Source organism: Clostridium sp. (assembly GCF_021372645.1).
Classification (GTDB): domain Bacteria; phylum Bacillota; class Clostridia; order Clostridiales; family Clostridiaceae; genus Clostridium.
On record NZ_JAJFUC010000064.1, the window covers coordinates 49,776 to 65,716 of the forward strand.

Genomic DNA, 15,941 nt, shown 5'->3' on the forward strand with positions numbered 1-15,941 from the left:
TATGAAAATATTATTTATTGCCTGCTATTCACCATTGATAAATAATTCTGCTGCCATTGAAACGTTGCAATATTTAAATAAATTAAGTGAAATTAATAATAATGAAGTACATCTTTTAACTGTTAATTTTCCAAAGAATTCAATATATTATGATGAAGCATTACGTTCTATGATGGATGATAAAATAAAAATTCATGCTGTTGATGGTGGAATTGTCTTTAAAAAATTAATGCCTAAAAATATTGATAATTTTAATGAGAAAGCTAATGATTTACCACTAAAAAATAAAAATGGTAATAATAAGAAAATTTTGAGAAGAATAAAAAATTCTCTAGTTATACCAGATATGTATTATGGATGGGCAAGAAAAGCAGGAAGATATGGAATAGATTTAATGGAAAAAGAAAAATTTGATGTTATATTTTCAATGCATGAGCCTCCATCTTCTCATTTATGTGCTTATTATATTAAGAAACAGTATAGAAATATACCTTGGATTACTTATTGGAGTGATCCGTGGCTTAAGGATTCTACAAGGGAAAAGTCTTTTGTTATAAAAAAAATACTTGAAAAGCATATGGAAGAAAATATTGTTAATCTAGCAGATAAATTTATATTTGTTACAGAAGCAAATAAAAATGAATATTTAAAAGATTATGAAGCACTAAAGGATGGACATAAAAAAACTTTTATATTAAATAGAGGTTTTGATTCAAAATTATATGAAAAATTATTTCGGGAAGAAACTCCAAAGCTTATAGAAAAAGATAAACTTAATATTATTTATACTGGAGAAATATTTTCTAAGCTTAGAAATATTAGGCCTTTTATTAAAGCAATTGAAGAAATCAAAGAAGAAGATATACACGCATATAACTTGCTAAATGTTTTATTTTTTGGAAATATAGATGATATAGAAGGCAAAAAGAGACTGCAAAACTTAGAAATAGCAAATGTATCACCTAGAATACCTTTTGATGATGCACTTAAATATATGTTAAATGGAGATATTTTACTTTTGTTTGGAAATAAAAACTCTAAGCAAATACCTGCTAAGATTTATGATTATTTTGGAGCTAAAGGCAGGATATTTGTAATTTATGGAGATGAAAATGATCCAATTAAAAAAGTAGTAGAAGATCACCAAAAGTGTATTGTAACTGAAAATAATGTGCAAGGAATAAAAAGCAAAATTTATAAGTTAATAGAAATGCATCGAAATAAAGAAATAAATTGTGCTCCAGACTCTAATTATGAATGGAATTCAATAGTTGAAAGATTAAATAAAATATTAGGAGGCGATGATTAAATGCATATAATGGTCATTCCATCCTGGTATTCTTCAGCTAAGAATAAAGTTCACGGTAGTTTCTTTAAGGAACAATTTAAAGCGCTTGCAAATAGTAATGAAAAAATTACTGTTGCATACAATGAAATTTGGCCAATTACTATGTTTGGAAAAATTCATGAAAAGCACGGAATAAATTTTAATATAGAAGATAATCTCAGAACTTATAGATATAAAGATTATAATTATTTGCCTAAAACTCCATTAATGTTTAAAAGTTTTAATAAAAGAATGGATAAACTTTATCAAGAAATTGTTAAAAATGAAGGCAAGGTTGATATTATCCATGCTCACTCAGCGTTTTGGGGAGGAATAGCAGCTGCTTTTTTAAGCAAAAAATATAATATCCCATTAGTATTAACAGAACATTCATCACTTAAATATGCTAAGTATTCTAAGGAAAGTTATAAAAAATATATTTATGAAGCTTATGAAAATGCAGATTGTTTAATTGCAGTTGGAAATGGACTGAAGAAAGAACTACAGGAATATGTTAATAAACCTATTGAAGTGATTCATAATATGGTTGATTTGCAATTATTTTGTATTGATGAAAATGCTGAAGACAAAAATTCAAAAAGTAATGCAGAGTTTAAATTCTTTTCATGTGCTTTTCTTGAAGAAGGAAAAGGAATGGAATGTTTAATTAGAGCTTTTACAGAAGCTTTTAAAAATGAAAAAGTAACCTTAAGAATAGGGGGAGATGGCTCACTTAAATTGTCGTTAAAGAAACTTATTGAAGAGTTAAGTATGGACAATCAGATAAAACTTTTGGGAGCTTTATCAAGAGAAGAAGTTTCTAAGGAAATGAGAATCTGTGATGTGTTTGCTCTGCCATCTGAGCATGAAACCTTTGGTGTTGTTTATATTGAAGCTCTTGCATGTGGCAAGCCTGTAATAGGAGCTTATAACGGCGGAGCAGAAGATATAATAAGAGAAGATAATGGAATAATAGCTAAAAAGAATGATGTGACTGATTTAGCCGAAGCATTAATAAGGATAAAAGAAAATTATGAAATGTATGATAAATATGAAATAAGAGAAAAAACAATTTTTAGCTATTCGGAAAAAGTATTAGTTGAAAGGCTAAAAGGAGTGTATAAAAAGGTATATGAAGGAAATAATTAAAAATATATATAAATATGTAGATAATAAGTTTTATTTTAAGTTGCTATATTTATTCGTGAGTTTGACTACTGTGACTATGTTAAAATATGTACCAGGAATAAGAGTATTAAATTATATAGCATTAGCGTGGGGGATAATTTTAATTTTATTGATGGTATTTAAAAATTACAAATATAGAAAAATTTATAGGTTTGATATACCTTTAATATTATTAATTATAGTAACATTTATACTTAATGTTACAGTATATAGAAATGTTGAAAATATAAAAGTTTGGTTAATTAATTTGATTTTATTTGTGACTATATTTACAGTTGATATTTTTAGAAATAAAAAAAATATAATTAAAGAAATGAATATAATAACATATTTTTATGCTATTTTTATGTTTATTGCTTCTAGTATTTCATTAATAATGAAAATTTTTAACATAAAAATAGAACTTGGAGATGTGATATTTGAACTTGGTGGTATTCATGGTGGCATATTTGAAAATAAAAACGCTATTTCAATAGCAACAGCAATTGCAATGGTTATGTGTATATATCTTAGCTCAATTGCCAAAATGAATAAAGAAAAGATTTTTTGGATATTTAATATACTTTTGCAATTAACAACAATGATAAATTCAAACGGCAGAAGTGCACTCTTAATAGTAATAGCAGTAGTATATTTATTTACTTTTGCTTATTATAAAAATAAATATCTGCGAGGAGCACTAATAATTTTATCAGTAATCGCCATATTTGGAGTAAGTTTTTTAGTGAGTGAAGAAACAGTTAGAATATTTACAAGTGGTAGAAGTAGTCTTTGGACTTCAGGAATTATGGCTATAGAAAAACATCCTTTGATTGGAGTTGGATATAATAATTTTACAGATGCAGTTAGGAGTGCTAGGGATACTACTGATTTACCAGGCCTTGATTATGGCGGAGTCCACAATATATATTTACAGATTACTATAATAAATGGAATTGTTTCATTAGCACTTTTACTATTATTTTTAATTTTATTTTTAATATTTATAATAAAGCACTTAGATAAGTTAAAGAAAAAAGATAAACTTCAAATGACAACATTAACGTCTATGTTAGTTGGAATTCTTGCGGTAAATCTATTTGAAAGTAATTTAGTATATATAATTAGTTTTATATCTATTATATTCTGGATATATGCAGGATATTTAGTATCAATTTTAGATAATAGAAATGTTGAATAGAATTTATTGAATATTACAACATTAATGATTATAAAGAGAAAGGGAGTGAATATTTAGTGGGATTGTGTAGTTGACATGCAATCTCTTACTAAAGATAATTTATGAAATTTTGTGATGAAAGTATTAAACAGTTTTTAGAGGAATTAGGGTCAGATTTATCAGCACCAGGTGGTGGAAGTGTAGCTGGACTTATTGCTGCACTATCTGGAGCGTTAAATTCTATGGTTTATTCTTTGACAGTAGGTAAAAAAAATTATATAAACCTACAGGACAGCGAAAAAGAGATTATTGATAAATTTCAAAAAGAAGCTAAAGAATTTACTTTAAGAAGCTTAGAGCTTATGGAAGAAGATAGAGAAAATTTTCTAAAACTAATGGATTCTTATAAATTACCGAAGGATACTGAAGAAGATAAGGAAAAAAGAACATTAACTATAAAAGAAAATACAATAAAATCTATGGAAGCACCGTTAATTTTAGCAAGAGTAAGCTTAGAATTTTATGAGAATCTAAAGATTATGGCTAAGTATGGGAATAAAATGTTGTTATCAGATTTAGCGATTTCTGCAATTTTACTACATTCTGCTATAGAAAGTTCTATAGTAAATGTTAAAGTGAATTTAAATGGACTTAGAAGTGAAGAATTTTTTAAGAATATTGATAATGAATTACATGAAATTATGCAAAAATCAATTAAAGAAAAGAATTCTATAACTGAAGATGTAAACTGTGTAATTTATTCCAATTAATATTGTTAACTTACGATTACAGTTTTAGATATGGTAAATAAGTACAATAATATAAAAGAGATACTTAGTGATGATTTTAGTTAAACTAAGTATCTCTTTAAATTTTAGTCTATTGGTTTTCCTTCAAAATTTGTATATTTAGGTTTAGTTTTATGGTTTCCACCAAGATTGTCTTGTTTATCGTGTAGATTTTGTCTTCTTGCTCCTTTTTGTATCGGGTTAATTGCTCCATCTTTATTTGGCATATTATACACCTCCCTTTTATGTGCCTTATTAAGTATTTTGTGCTTATATAAAATTTTGATACATTTTATTTTTTTTGAATATGCCTAAATTTAAATATGGATATTAAATAAATATATACAGGTATTGAAAAATATTATTATATCTAAAAATTCCTCTGCAAAAGTAAGTAGTGAAGTGAATGAGTTCCTTAAAACCAAATAGGTCTAAAAATATAATGTCTTCAAGTAATTAGTACATAAAAAGAATGCCTCAAAATAATTTTTATTTTGAGGCATTATCTTTTATTCAGCAGGTAAATCATTTAATGATTTAAATTCATATCCTTCTTCTTGGAGAGTTTTAAGAACTGTTGCAAGTATTTTTGTATTTGTACTTGAAACTGCATGTAAAAGCATTATGGAACCAGGATGAGCTCCCTTATCTATTTTTTGTATAGCATAATCTTCAGCTGGTTGATTATTAACTAACCAATCTTTATATGCAAAACTCCAGAATATAGTTTTATATCCTAAATCTTTAGTCATTTTTAAAGACTCTTTAGAATATTTGCCCATTGGAGGTCTAAAGAATTTAGGCATATCTTTCCCTATAAGTTCTTTGTAGGCATCTTCTACGCCTTTAAATTCTGCTTCAAATTTTTCTTTGTCATGTATTTGTGCCATAGATGGATGATTTACACTATGGTTACCAACTATATGTCCCTCATCAACCATTCGTTTAACTAGATCAGGCTCTTTACTAATGTAAGGTTTAACAACAAAGAAAGCAGCAGGTACTTTATATTCTTTTAATATATCTAGAATTTCTCCGGTATGACCATTTTCATATCCTTCATCAAAAGTAAGATATATAATTTTGCTGGAAGTATCACCTAAGTAATAAGCAGAGTTTTCTTTAAGAAAATCAACAGATTCTCTTGGTGCTTCAGAGATTTGATCTTTTCCTTTACCAACATAGTACCAGTTAAGTTCATCTTCATCACTAAAAGAGAAAAAAATATCTCTTATATTATCAATATCTGAAATGTCTCCAAAGATTCCATCTTCTTGAAAACATTCATTAGCATCGATATCTTCATTATTTGCAGCATTTACATATTTTGGCGGAGAAATTATAATTAAATTTAGAGCTAAAGAAAGAGCAATAGTAGTTTTTGTAAACTTTTTCATTTTTTTCACCTTCAATCTTTAAAATGGTTATATTGAATATCTTAAGGTTTTATCATTCATAGTATTTGAAATTTACTAGGGAATAACCATGGTAAATTATATATATGATTGAACTTAAAGGAAGTTTTGGCACATACCTTACAGACGTTATGAAGTTACAGTTGAAATAAAAAAGGTTCTAGAGTATAATTTTTAAAGGCATATTAAAAGTTAGAAGTTAGAAAGGAATGTACATAGATGAAATTAGGTATGGTAGGTTTACCGAATGTAGGTAAGAGCACATTGTTTAATGCGATAACAAAGGCTGGAGCGGAATCAGCTAATTATCCATTCTGTACAATTGAACCAAATGTTGGAGTCGTAAGTGTTCCAGATAAAAGATTAGATGTTTTAGAAAAAATGTATAATACAAAGAAAAAAGTATATACAGCCATAGAGTTTTATGATATAGCAGGATTAGTTAAGGGAGCTTCAAAGGGTGAAGGATTAGGAAATAAATTCTTATCACATATTAGAGAAGTTGAAGCAATAGTTCATGTTGTTAGATGTTTTGATGATGGAAATGTTGTTCATGTTGAAGGTTCTGTTGATCCTATAAGAGATATAGAAACTATAAATTTAGAATTAATATTTTCTGATTTAGAAGTTTTAGAAAGAAGAATGGAAAAATCAATAAAACTTGTAAGATCTGGTGATAAGACTGCGAAGTTTGAATATGGAATTATGGAAAAAATTAAGGAACAATTAGAAGCAAATAAGCCTGTTAGAACTTTAGAAGTTACAGAAGAAGAAAATGCTTTTATAAAAAGCTTATTCTTAATTACTTCAAAGCAAGTTTTATATGCTTGTAATATTTCTGAAGATGATGTTATGGAAGGCAACTTTGATAATGATTATGTTAAAAAAGTTAAAGACTATGCAGCAGAAGAAAATTCAGAAGTTATGGTTATAAGTGCTAAGATTGAGGAAGAATTATCAGGACTTGAAGATGATGAAAAAACTGAAATGTTACAAGAATATGGACTAGATGAATCAGGCTTAGACAAATTAGTTGAAACTAGTTATAAATTACTTGGACTTATGAGCTATTTAACAGCCGGAGTTCAAGAAGTTAGAGCCTGGACAATAAAAAGAGGAACTAAGGCACCAGCAGCAGCAGGTAAGATTCACTCTGATATTGAAAGAGGATTTATTAGAGCAGAAGTAGTTGGATATAATGATTTAGTTGAATGTGGTTCAGAGACAACAGCTAAAGAAAAAGGAAAATTTAGACTTGAAGGAAAGGACTACATAATGGAAGATGGAGATGTAGTTAATTTTAGATTTAATGTTTAAGGTATGTTCCACCAAATAACAAGTTAATATACATAGCATCTTTGACTTGTTATTTTATTTTATGTACTTAAAGCATATGTATAAATTATATAGATGAAAAATGTGGCTTAAAAGAGTGAGATTAAAAACCCTGCTCTTTTTTTTATGTGCCTAATATATTGTTACAATTTAATGAATATTATGCAAAATGTAGATTTTTATATCAAAGTTTGTTAAAATAAAATGCATGTATTAAAATTAAATGAAATTTTTCAAACAGTTTATGAGACTAGAAATAAAATTATAGATACTAAAAAAGAAGAAATAGACACATTTGAAGATAAAGATATAATAACTGATAATTATAATAGAGCTAAAATTTTATCGGATTCAGACAACAAAAGAAATGGCACAACATTAACAATACTAGATCTTAAATTATTTTATTAAAATTAAGGAGAGTTTGATAGATTGTAGTCATGATAGCTGTGTATAGTTTACTAAATAACATAACCAATAATATAAAAGTAAACTATAAATAAGTGTGTTCGATTTAATGTAAATTAAAAAGTAATATAAATTATAACGCTACTATATATATAGTTATACTATATATTCGGTGGGGGAATAAAATGTATCCAATTAAATTTGAGAACATATATTATGAAAGAATATGGGGAGGTAAAGATTTAGAAAAATTTAGAGATAATGTTCCAGATGGTGTTATAGGTGAGAGTTGGGATATTGCTTGTCATAAAAATGGTATAGGTAAAGTTAAAAATGGCAAATTAAAGGGAAAAACTTTTTATGAAATAATAAAGCTTTATGGAGAAAAACTTTTAGGAACTAAGATAGACACAAAGGAATTTCCGCTTTTAATTAAATTAATAACTGCACAAGGCAAACTTTCAGTTCAAGTTCATCCAAATGATGAATACGCAAACAGAGTTGAGAAAGATTCTGGTAAAACAGAAGCTTGGTATGTAGTAGATGCAAAAGAGAACGCTTCATTAATTGTTGGAACAAAAAATTGTGATAAAGAGAGGTTTAAAGAAGCAATTAATGAAGGAAATTTAGATAAGTATTTAAATAAAATTTTTGTGAAAAAAGGTGATTTTTTCTATATACTAAGTGGATTAGTTCACTCTATATGTGAAGGTGTGTTAATTGCAGAGATTCAACAAAATAGTGATACTACATATAGAGTTTATGATTATAATAGAGAAAGAGAAATACATGTTGAAAAGGCATTAGATGTAATAGATTTTTCTCTTGAAGGAAAGAATTCAAATGGTATATTAATACAAAAAGATGGATATGATAAAACATATCTTTGTTTAGGAGAATATTTTACAATACAAAAATATAAAATTAATATATCTGCAAAGGAAAAAAGTGAAGCAGAAAGATTTTATTTATTTACATGTGTTGAAGGTAATGGTGCAATAAAATACAGTGGCGGAGAAGAAAAAATACTTATGGGAGATAGTATTTTTATTCCAGCAACTCTTGGAGATTATGAATTAATAGGGAATTTTACGTTACTAAAAAGCTATGTGCCTAATTTAAAAAGTGAAGAAAAAGATATACTTAGCATAATAGAAAAATAATAATAATATAATTAAAGGAGAAACTAAAAAAAATTTGCTCCTTAATTGTTTAAATAAATTTTTGTGTAATTAAAAAAGCACTAAATAAAATAAATAAGAGGGAGAATGACATTTAAATGGGATTAGATATTTTATTTATAATTAAGGCTATTATTGTAGCTATAGTTGAGGGGCTTACAGAATTTATTCCTGTTTCTTCTACAGGACATATGATACTAGTAGGAAGTATTATTAACTTTCAAGGTGACTTTTCTAAAATGTTTGAAGTCGTAATTCAATTAGGTGCAATACTTGCAGTTATAGTTTTATATTGGAAAAAGGTAAAGGATAGTGTAATTGAATTTTTTACTTATATATTTACAAAAGGTAAAGAAGGGAAAATAGGATTTAACTTTGGTATAAATGTTTTAGTGGGATGCATTCCAATGGGGATCATAGGAGTACTATTTTATAAACAAATAAAAAGTTTATTTATGCCTCAAGTTGTTGTTGCGGGATTTATAATTGGAGGTATTTTACTTATAGTAATAGAAAACAAATTTAGAAAGAATAAGAATCATTCTACAAAGAGCTTAGATAATATAACTCCACTACAAGCATTAAAAGTAGGAACATTCCAAGTGCTTTCTGTATGGCCTGGAATGTCAAGAAGTGCTTCAACTATTATGGGCGGTTGGATTGCTGGACTTTCGACACCAATAGCTGCTGAATTTTCCTTTTTCTTAGCTATTCCAGCTATGGTAGCAGCATCGGCAAAAGATCTTTTGGAGTTTGATTGCTCAGGAATGGATTTAACATTGTGGATTGCATTAATAGTTGGATTTATTGTAGCATTTGTAGTATCAATAGTTGTTATGGATAAATTTGTTTCATATTTAAAGAAAAGACCTATGCGAGTATTTGCAGTATATAGAATAGGTGCTGGTATAGTATTTGAAATACTAATGTTCTTTGGATTTTTAAAAATTTAGATTATAAAAAAGGTTATTTGAAAATTAATGAACAATACACAATTAATTATGTATTGTTCATTAATTTGATTTATTATTTAAAGAATGAATATCTTATAAATTAATACTTTTCAGAAATCAAAGGTTATGCTATTATAAAGCAAATAGTCAGAAAATAATGACAATTTAATTTAAAGTATAATTTCGAAAGGGAATTATGGTATAGGAGGATTTAAAAATGGCCAAAGATATTAAAAAGATAGCTTTATTAACTGGAGGCGGAGATTGCCCAGGATTAAATGCAGTTATAAGAGCTGTAACAAAGTCAGCAATATTAAATTATAGATATGAAGTTATTGGATATAAATTTGGATATAGAGGACTATATAATAATGATTTCATTAAATTAGATTTACTAACTGTATCAGGTCTTTTATCAAGAGGTGGAACAATACTTTATAGTTCAAATAAAGATAATTTATTTGATTATTCAGTAGAGGAAGATGGAAAAATTGTTAAAAAAGATGTATCAGATGTAGCAGTTGAAAATTTAAAAAAAGAAGGCGTAGACGTTTTAATAGTAATTGGAGGAGATGGAACATTAACTTCTGCTAGAGATTTTTCAAGAAAAGGAGTTAATGTTATAGGAGTTCCAAAGACTATAGATAATGATTTAGGTTCAACAGATATAACCTTTGGTTTTAATACATCACTAGAGATTGCGACAGAAGCCTTAGATAGATTGCATACAACTGCAGAATCTCATCATAGAATTATGATTCTTGAAGTTATGGGAAGAAATGCAGGTTTTATAGCTTTAGAATCAGGAATAGCTGGTTCAGCTAGTGTTATTTTGTTACCAGAAATTCCATATGATATAAATAAAATTGTTCAAAAAATTGAAGAAAGAAAAAAGAATGGAAAGTTATTCACTATTATTGTTGTATCAGAAGGTGCAAAGCCTAAAGATGGTGAAGTTGTTGTAGCTAAAATAGTAGCTGATAGTCCAGATCCAATTAGACTGGGAGGAATTGGAAATAAATTAGCTATTGATTTAGAAAATTTAGTTAAGGAGAGAGAAGTTAGATGTACAGTGCTTGGGCACATTCAAAGAGGCGGAACCACATGTACATTTGATAGAATATTATCAACAAGATATGGAGTTGCTGCTGTAGAACTTATCAATGAAGGCAATTTTGGTAGTATGGTATGTTTAAAGGGAAATGAAGTTACTTATGATAGTTTAGAAAATGTTATTGGAAACAATAAACAAGTAGATCCAAATGGAGAATTAGTAACCATGGCAAAGAAAATAGGTATATCATTTGCTGATTAATTAGCTAAGAAGAGTGCTGATTCATAAATTATGTTTTAGCACTTATAAGATACCTAATAACATTAAGAGTATTTTAGAAAGTGGTGGGTATTATGAAAGAAATTAAAAGATATTTAGAGTCCAGAATAGGAACATATTCATTTTTCTTTGAAGATTTCGAAAGTGGATTTAGTTTTGGTTATAATGAAAATGTACAGATGATAAGTGCTGGATGTATGAAACTTCCAATATCAGTATCTGTAATAAAGTATGTTGAAGATGGAAAAGGTTCATTTTTAGATAAGATAAAAATTGAAGAAGAAGATAAAGTTTATGGAACAGGAATATTACATGAATTTGATAATAGAGAATACACTATATTTGAATTATTAGTTGCAATGCTTATACAAAGTGATAATACAGCAACAAATAAGCTTATAGATATAGTAGGTATTGATAATATAAATGAAGATATAATAGCTCAAGGATTAAAAAATACTAAATTAAATAGAAAGGTTTCAGATGAACGAGCAGCAAGTAGTGGAATTGAAAATATAACAAGCGCTTTGGATTTAGCAAAGATATGGAAACACTTATATGATGGAAGTTATTTAAATAAGAAAAATAGCACAATGCTTATGGATATATTACAAAGACAACAAATGAAAAATAAATTGGCTCTTTATATACCAGATGATTTAAAATATGAAATTTCAAGCAAAACAGGTGATAAGACTAGTGTAGAAAATGATACAGCATTAATTCATGTTCAAAAGGGATCATTCACATTTACTGTCCTTTCAATGGGAATTCCAAACAGTGTATACGGAACAGTGACCCTTGCAAAGTGTGGTAAGATGATGTGGGATAGTATAATGAATAATTTTTAAGTTAAGAAAATAACTCCTAGAAAACTAGGAGTTATTTTTCATTCTGATATTTATATATAAACAAAGATTAGAGTAAATTATTTTTATTGACACAATATCAAAGAAATGTTATCCTTACACAAAGAATAACCTTTAATTTGATACAGAGAGATCAATAAGGAAGTTATATAATACCAGTATATTTTAGGATTACTATGCCTTCCTTTATTTAATAAGGAGGCTTTTTTATATATTATTATATAATTTTCTCCATTAGGGTACGTAAAAGAAAATATTGAGTCAAAAGTAAGACTCTTGTTACTTTAAAAAATAGACCTTAATATGCACAGGGAAATTAGTAAGGAGTGATGATAAAAATGGCAAAAGGCATTAGACATTTAATAGAACCCATGGATTTTACAGTAGAAGAATTAGATGAAATATTTAATTTAGCACATCAAATAATGTCACATCCAAATGATTTTTCTCATATATGTGATGGAAAAATTTTAGGAACTTTATTTTATGAACCAAGTACGAGAACTAGATTGAGCTTTGAAGCAGCAATGATGAGACTTGGTGGTAAAATTCTTGGTTTTTCAGAACCAAATTCAACATCAATTTCAAAAGGAGAAACTTTAGCTGATACAATTAAAATGGTATCAATATATTCAGATATTATAACTATGAGGCATCCAAAAGAAGGTGCAGCAAAAGTTGCAAGTATTTATTCTAATGTTCCAATAATTAATGCGGGTGATGGGGGACATCAACACCCAACTCAAACTTTAGCAGATTTACTTACAATAGCAAGCTTAAAGAATGGATTAAATAATCATACAATTGGAATTTGTGGGGATTTAAAGTTTGGCAGAACAGTACATTCACTTATAAAAGCAATGTCAAGATATAATACTAAGAAGTTTGTACTAGTATCACCGAAAGAGCTTTCGATACCACAATATATAAGAGAAGAAATTTTAGAGAAGAATAATATTGAATATACAGAAGTTGAAAAACTAGAAGATGTAATTGAAAACTTAGATATTTTATATATGACAAGGGTTCAAAAAGAAAGATTCTTTAATGAAGAGGAATATTTAAGACTTAAGGACAGTTATATATTAGATAAAGCAAAAATGAACCTCGCGAGTGATGACATGATAGTAATGCATCCACTGCCAAGGGTAAATGAAATTGCATATGAAGTAGATGAAGATAGCAGAGCTTCATATTTTAAACAGGCTGAATATGGAATGTATGTAAGAATGGCATTAATGATTAAACTTTTAGGGGTGATGTAAATGCTTGAGATAACAAGTATCAAAAATGGAATAGTAATAGATCATATTCAAGCCGGAACAGGTGTTAAGATATTTAATTATTTAGAGTTAGATACTAAAGATTATAGTGTTGCGCTTATAATTAATGTAGATAGTAAAAAACTTGGCAAGAAGGATATAATAAAGATAGAAAACTATGATAAGCTTGATTATACTGTGTTAGGGTTACTTTCACCAACAATAACTATATGTGAAGTAGAGAATGAGAAAATTGTTAATAAAGTTATTCCAACACTACCAAACAAAGTGGAAAATATTATAAAATGCAAAAACCCAAGTTGTATAACAATTCAGGAAGAGTATGTGCCACATTCCTTTATACTTGTTGATAAAGAAACAGGTAGATATAGATGTGAATATTGTGATGAAATAACCAAGTTATCAGATTTGTAGTAGTTATGGATACCAAAATGAAAATTGTGCATTGTGCATTGGGAGTAGGTGTTAAATGGAACTGTTAATTAAAAATGCAAGAATTGTAGATGTAACTCAAGATTTTATAGGAGATATATATATTAAAGAAGGATTGATAGCAGAAATAGCTAAAAATATAGAAAGAGATGATGTAGAGGTACTAGATTGTCAAGGTAAGACTTTAATGCCAGCATTTATAGATACTCACGCTCATTTTAGAGACCCAGGTCTTACATGGAAAGAAGATATTGAAACAGGTTCTAGAGCAGCACTTAAAGGCGGATATACAGGAGTTTGTTTAATGGCAAATACTAATCCTATATGTTCATCAAAGGAAACTTTAGAATATGTAAGAACTAAATCAAAAGAACTTAAATTAATAGATATACATCAATGTTTATCAGTTACAAAGAACTTTGATGGAATTACTTTAAGTCATTTAGAAGAGCTTGCAGAGGATAAGAAGATTAAAGCAATTTCAGATGATGGAGTTGGAGTATCTAATTCAAAGACAATGCTCGAAGCAATGGAAATTGCAAAGAAAAATAATTGGATTATAATGTCTCATGCAGAAAGTCCGGAATTTTCAAAGGTAGATATGAGAATAGCTGAAAATATGATGACTTTAAGAGATGTAGAATTAGCTAAATTAAGTAAAGCTAGATTACATATGTGCCATGTTAGCACAAAAGAATCAATAAAATATATTATTGATGCGAAAATGAGCGGAGCCAATATAACATTAGAGATTACACCGCATCACATTGGACTTACAAGAGATATAAATGACTATAGAGTTAATCCACCAATTAGAGAAAAAGAAGACGTAGAAGCAATAATAAATGCCATTAAACTAGGCATGATTGATACTATAGGAACAGATCATGCACCACATACAACAGAAGAAAAGAAAAAAGGTTCGCCAGGAATGGTTGGACTCGAAACAGCTTTTTCAATTTGCTATACTAAATTAGTTAAGGAAAATAGCATTTCATTAAATAAATTGAGTGAACTTATGTCTTATAATCCTGCAAAACTTTTGGATATGAACAAAGGAAAAGTTAGTGTAGGAATAGAAGGAGATTTAGTTTTGGTAGATACTGATAAAAAAATAAAAGTAAAAGCAGCAGAATTTGCATCAAAGGGTAGAAATACACCATTTGATGGTATGGAGTTTTATGGCGAAGTACTTGCGACAATAAAGGGTGGAAAAATTAAATATACACAGATGAAAAAAGCGTGAAGCGCAACCAAGAACCTATGGAAAAAGTGCAAAGCACATTAAGAACTTAGTAAGTGCAATCAAGAATTTATGACATATATAGAATTTTATTAAACGAATATGATTCTATATGTGAGTTGAATAGAAAGGGGAATTTTAAAGTGACAAGTTACATAATTGACAAGTTATATGATAGAGTTGAAAAAAGAGGGGTTGTTTGTGTTGGTTTAGATACAGCGTTAGACTATGTACCTGACCACATAAAGAATGGTAGAACTCCAGGAGAAGCAATATTTGAATTTAATAAGCAAATCATAGATGCAACGTATGATGTATCTGCATGTTTTAAAGTTCAAATTGCATATTATGAAGCATTAGGCTTAGAAGGTTTAACTGCTTATAAGAAGACTTTAGATTATTTAAGAGAAAAAGATGAAATAATAATAGCAGATATAAAAAGAGGAGATATAGCAGCAACAGCAACAATGTATGCAAAAGCTCATTTTGAAGGAGATTTTGAAGCTGATTTTATAACCTTAAGCCCATACATGGGAATGGATAGTATAGAACCATATTTACCTTATTTGGAAAAAGGTAATAAAGGAATATTTAGCTTGGTTAGAACATCTAATCCAGGAGCAGAAGATATTGAATATTTAGATACTACTAATAATAAAAAAGTTTATGAAGTTGTAGCAGATAAAATAACTGAAATGGGTAAGAATTATGAAGGAGAATGTGGCTATACTGCAATAGGTGGGGTTATGGGATGTACTCATGTTGAAGAAGGGAAGAAGATAAGAGCAAACTATAATAACATGTTTTTCTTAATTCCAGGGTATGGTGCACAAGGCGGAAAAGCTGAAGATGTTGCATTATACTTAAATAACGGAAATGGTGGAGTTGTTAATTCATCAAGAGGAATATTACTTGCTTATAAGAAGGAAAGTAAACCAGAAGAATTTGCTTTATGTGCTAGAGAAGAAGCTATAAAGATGAGAGATGCAATTAGAGATGCAGTGAAAGCTCAGGAGGTAAGATAAAG

Annotated in this window: 16 protein-coding genes; 14 read left to right on the forward strand and 2 right to left on the reverse strand. The window is 28.2% G+C overall.

The genetic code is table 11. The annotated features are described in order from the left end of the window. Window position 1: 1 nt before the first annotated feature. From LLF98_RS10760 to LLF98_RS10775, 4 genes are all read left to right on the forward strand, one after another. Window positions 2-1,309: a glycosyl transferase group 1 gene (locus tag LLF98_RS10760; RefSeq protein ID WP_291703394.1), complete on the forward strand. Its 1,308-nt coding sequence runs from the start codon at window positions 2-4 to the stop codon at window positions 1,307-1,309. Beyond that, window positions 1,310-2,476 (forward strand): glycosyltransferase, encoded by a 1,167-nt coding sequence (locus tag LLF98_RS10765; RefSeq protein WP_291703396.1) that lies wholly within the window; start codon window positions 1,310-1,312, stop codon window positions 2,474-2,476. Then, window positions 2,460-3,695 (forward strand): O-antigen ligase family protein, encoded by a 1,236-nt coding sequence (locus LLF98_RS10770; RefSeq protein ID WP_291703398.1) that lies wholly within the window; start codon window positions 2,460-2,462, stop codon window positions 3,693-3,695. The genes LLF98_RS10765 and LLF98_RS10770 overlap by 17 nt, the downstream gene beginning before the upstream one ends. Before the next feature lie 101 nt (window positions 3,696-3,796). Further along, window positions 3,797-4,444 carry a cyclodeaminase/cyclohydrolase family protein gene (locus LLF98_RS10775; RefSeq protein WP_291703400.1) on the forward strand — a complete coding sequence of 216 codons (648 nt, stop codon included), beginning with the start codon at window positions 3,797-3,799 and terminating at the stop codon, window positions 4,442-4,444. Between the two features lie 104 nt (window positions 4,445-4,548). Here the strand turns inward: LLF98_RS10775 and LLF98_RS10780 are convergent, their stop codons facing one another. Together LLF98_RS10780 and pdaA are read right to left on the reverse strand one after the other, a co-directional pair. After that, entirely contained in the window at window positions 4,549-4,689 is a 141-nt protein-coding gene (locus tag LLF98_RS10780; RefSeq protein ID WP_291703402.1) for a clostri-philic family protein, read from the reverse strand. Window positions 4,690-4,971: 282 nt separating this feature from the next. Continuing rightward, window positions 4,972-5,859 (reverse strand): delta-lactam-biosynthetic de-N-acetylase, encoded by an 888-nt coding sequence (gene pdaA, locus LLF98_RS10785; protein ID WP_291703408.1) that lies wholly within the window; start codon window positions 5,857-5,859, stop codon window positions 4,972-4,974. Window positions 5,860-6,096: 237 nt separating this feature from the next. Here pdaA and ychF point away from each other — a divergent pair, with 237 nt between their 5' ends. From ychF to pyrF, 10 genes are all read left to right on the forward strand, one after another. Next, window positions 6,097-7,194, forward strand: coding sequence for a redox-regulated ATPase YchF (gene ychF / locus LLF98_RS10790; protein ID WP_291703410.1), 1,098 nt, complete (start codon window positions 6,097-6,099; stop codon window positions 7,192-7,194). Between the two features lie 222 nt (window positions 7,195-7,416). After that, complete coding sequence (locus LLF98_RS10795) at window positions 7,417-7,623, forward strand: hypothetical protein (RefSeq protein WP_291703411.1); 207 nt, start codon at window positions 7,417-7,419, stop codon at window positions 7,621-7,623. Between the two features lie 182 nt (window positions 7,624-7,805). Further along, window positions 7,806-8,783 carry a type I phosphomannose isomerase catalytic subunit gene (locus LLF98_RS10800; RefSeq protein WP_291703412.1) on the forward strand — a complete coding sequence of 326 codons (978 nt, stop codon included), beginning with the start codon at window positions 7,806-7,808 and terminating at the stop codon, window positions 8,781-8,783. A gap of 116 nt (window positions 8,784-8,899) precedes the next feature. Continuing rightward, complete coding sequence (locus tag LLF98_RS10805; protein WP_291703413.1) at window positions 8,900-9,754, forward strand: undecaprenyl-diphosphate phosphatase; 855 nt, start codon at window positions 8,900-8,902, stop codon at window positions 9,752-9,754. 217 nt (window positions 9,755-9,971) lie between these two features. Continuing rightward, window positions 9,972-11,069, forward strand: coding sequence for a 6-phosphofructokinase (locus LLF98_RS10810; RefSeq protein WP_291703414.1), 1,098 nt, complete (start codon window positions 9,972-9,974; stop codon window positions 11,067-11,069). A gap of 92 nt (window positions 11,070-11,161) precedes the next feature. Next, the gene (locus LLF98_RS10815; protein ID WP_291703416.1) at window positions 11,162-11,938 is read left to right on the forward strand and encodes a serine hydrolase; all 777 of its coding nucleotides are present in this window, start codon (window positions 11,162-11,164) and stop codon (window positions 11,936-11,938) included. Window positions 11,939-12,294: 356 nt separating this feature from the next. Continuing rightward, window positions 12,295-13,221 (forward strand): aspartate carbamoyltransferase, encoded by a 927-nt coding sequence (gene pyrB / locus LLF98_RS10820; RefSeq protein ID WP_291703418.1) that lies wholly within the window; start codon window positions 12,295-12,297, stop codon window positions 13,219-13,221. Continuing rightward, the gene (locus LLF98_RS10825; protein ID WP_291703420.1) at window positions 13,222-13,653 is read left to right on the forward strand and encodes an aspartate carbamoyltransferase regulatory subunit; all 432 of its coding nucleotides are present in this window, start codon (window positions 13,222-13,224) and stop codon (window positions 13,651-13,653) included. A 55-nt stretch (window positions 13,654-13,708) separates the two neighbouring features. Next, a complete protein-coding gene (locus LLF98_RS10830; RefSeq protein ID WP_291703422.1) occupies window positions 13,709-14,917 on the forward strand; it encodes a dihydroorotase in 1,209 nt (402 codons plus the stop codon). A 140-nt stretch (window positions 14,918-15,057) separates the two neighbouring features. Then, on the forward strand, window positions 15,058-15,939 hold the full coding sequence (pyrF, locus tag LLF98_RS10835; protein ID WP_291703429.1) for an orotidine-5'-phosphate decarboxylase: 882 nt from the start codon (window positions 15,058-15,060) through the stop codon (window positions 15,937-15,939). Window positions 15,940-15,941 lie beyond the last annotated feature (2 nt).

What these genes read in the sequence shown, in the direction of transcription:
- LLF98_RS10760 (WP_291703394.1), top strand. Translation starts at nt 2, where the DNA reads ATGAAAATATTATTTATTGCCTGCTATTCACCATTGATAAATAATTCT.
- LLF98_RS10765 (WP_291703396.1), top strand. Translation starts at nt 1,310, where the DNA reads ATGCATATAATGGTCATTCCATCCTGGTATTCTTCAGCTAAGAATAAA.
- LLF98_RS10770 (WP_291703398.1), top strand. Translation starts at nt 2,460, where the DNA reads ATGAAGGAAATAATTAAAAATATATATAAATATGTAGATAATAAGTTT.
- LLF98_RS10775 (WP_291703400.1), top strand. Translation starts at nt 3,797, where the DNA reads ATGAAATTTTGTGATGAAAGTATTAAACAGTTTTTAGAGGAATTAGGG.
- LLF98_RS10780 (WP_291703402.1), bottom strand. Translation starts at nt 4,689, where the DNA reads ATGCCAAATAAAGATGGAGCAATTAACCCGATACAAAAAGGAGCAAGA.
- pdaA (WP_291703408.1), bottom strand. Translation starts at nt 5,859, where the DNA reads ATGAAAAAGTTTACAAAAACTACTATTGCTCTTTCTTTAGCTCTAAAT.
- ychF (WP_291703410.1), top strand. Translation starts at nt 6,097, where the DNA reads ATGAAATTAGGTATGGTAGGTTTACCGAATGTAGGTAAGAGCACATTG.
- LLF98_RS10795 (WP_291703411.1), top strand. Translation starts at nt 7,417, where the DNA reads ATGCATGTATTAAAATTAAATGAAATTTTTCAAACAGTTTATGAGACT.
- LLF98_RS10800 (WP_291703412.1), top strand. Translation starts at nt 7,806, where the DNA reads ATGTATCCAATTAAATTTGAGAACATATATTATGAAAGAATATGGGGA.
- LLF98_RS10805 (WP_291703413.1), top strand. Translation starts at nt 8,900, where the DNA reads ATGGGATTAGATATTTTATTTATAATTAAGGCTATTATTGTAGCTATA.
- LLF98_RS10810 (WP_291703414.1), top strand. Translation starts at nt 9,972, where the DNA reads ATGGCCAAAGATATTAAAAAGATAGCTTTATTAACTGGAGGCGGAGAT.
- LLF98_RS10815 (WP_291703416.1), top strand. Translation starts at nt 11,162, where the DNA reads ATGAAAGAAATTAAAAGATATTTAGAGTCCAGAATAGGAACATATTCA.
- pyrB (WP_291703418.1), top strand. Translation starts at nt 12,295, where the DNA reads ATGGCAAAAGGCATTAGACATTTAATAGAACCCATGGATTTTACAGTA.
- LLF98_RS10825 (WP_291703420.1), top strand. Translation starts at nt 13,222, where the DNA reads ATGCTTGAGATAACAAGTATCAAAAATGGAATAGTAATAGATCATATT.
- LLF98_RS10830 (WP_291703422.1), top strand. Translation starts at nt 13,709, where the DNA reads ATGGAACTGTTAATTAAAAATGCAAGAATTGTAGATGTAACTCAAGAT.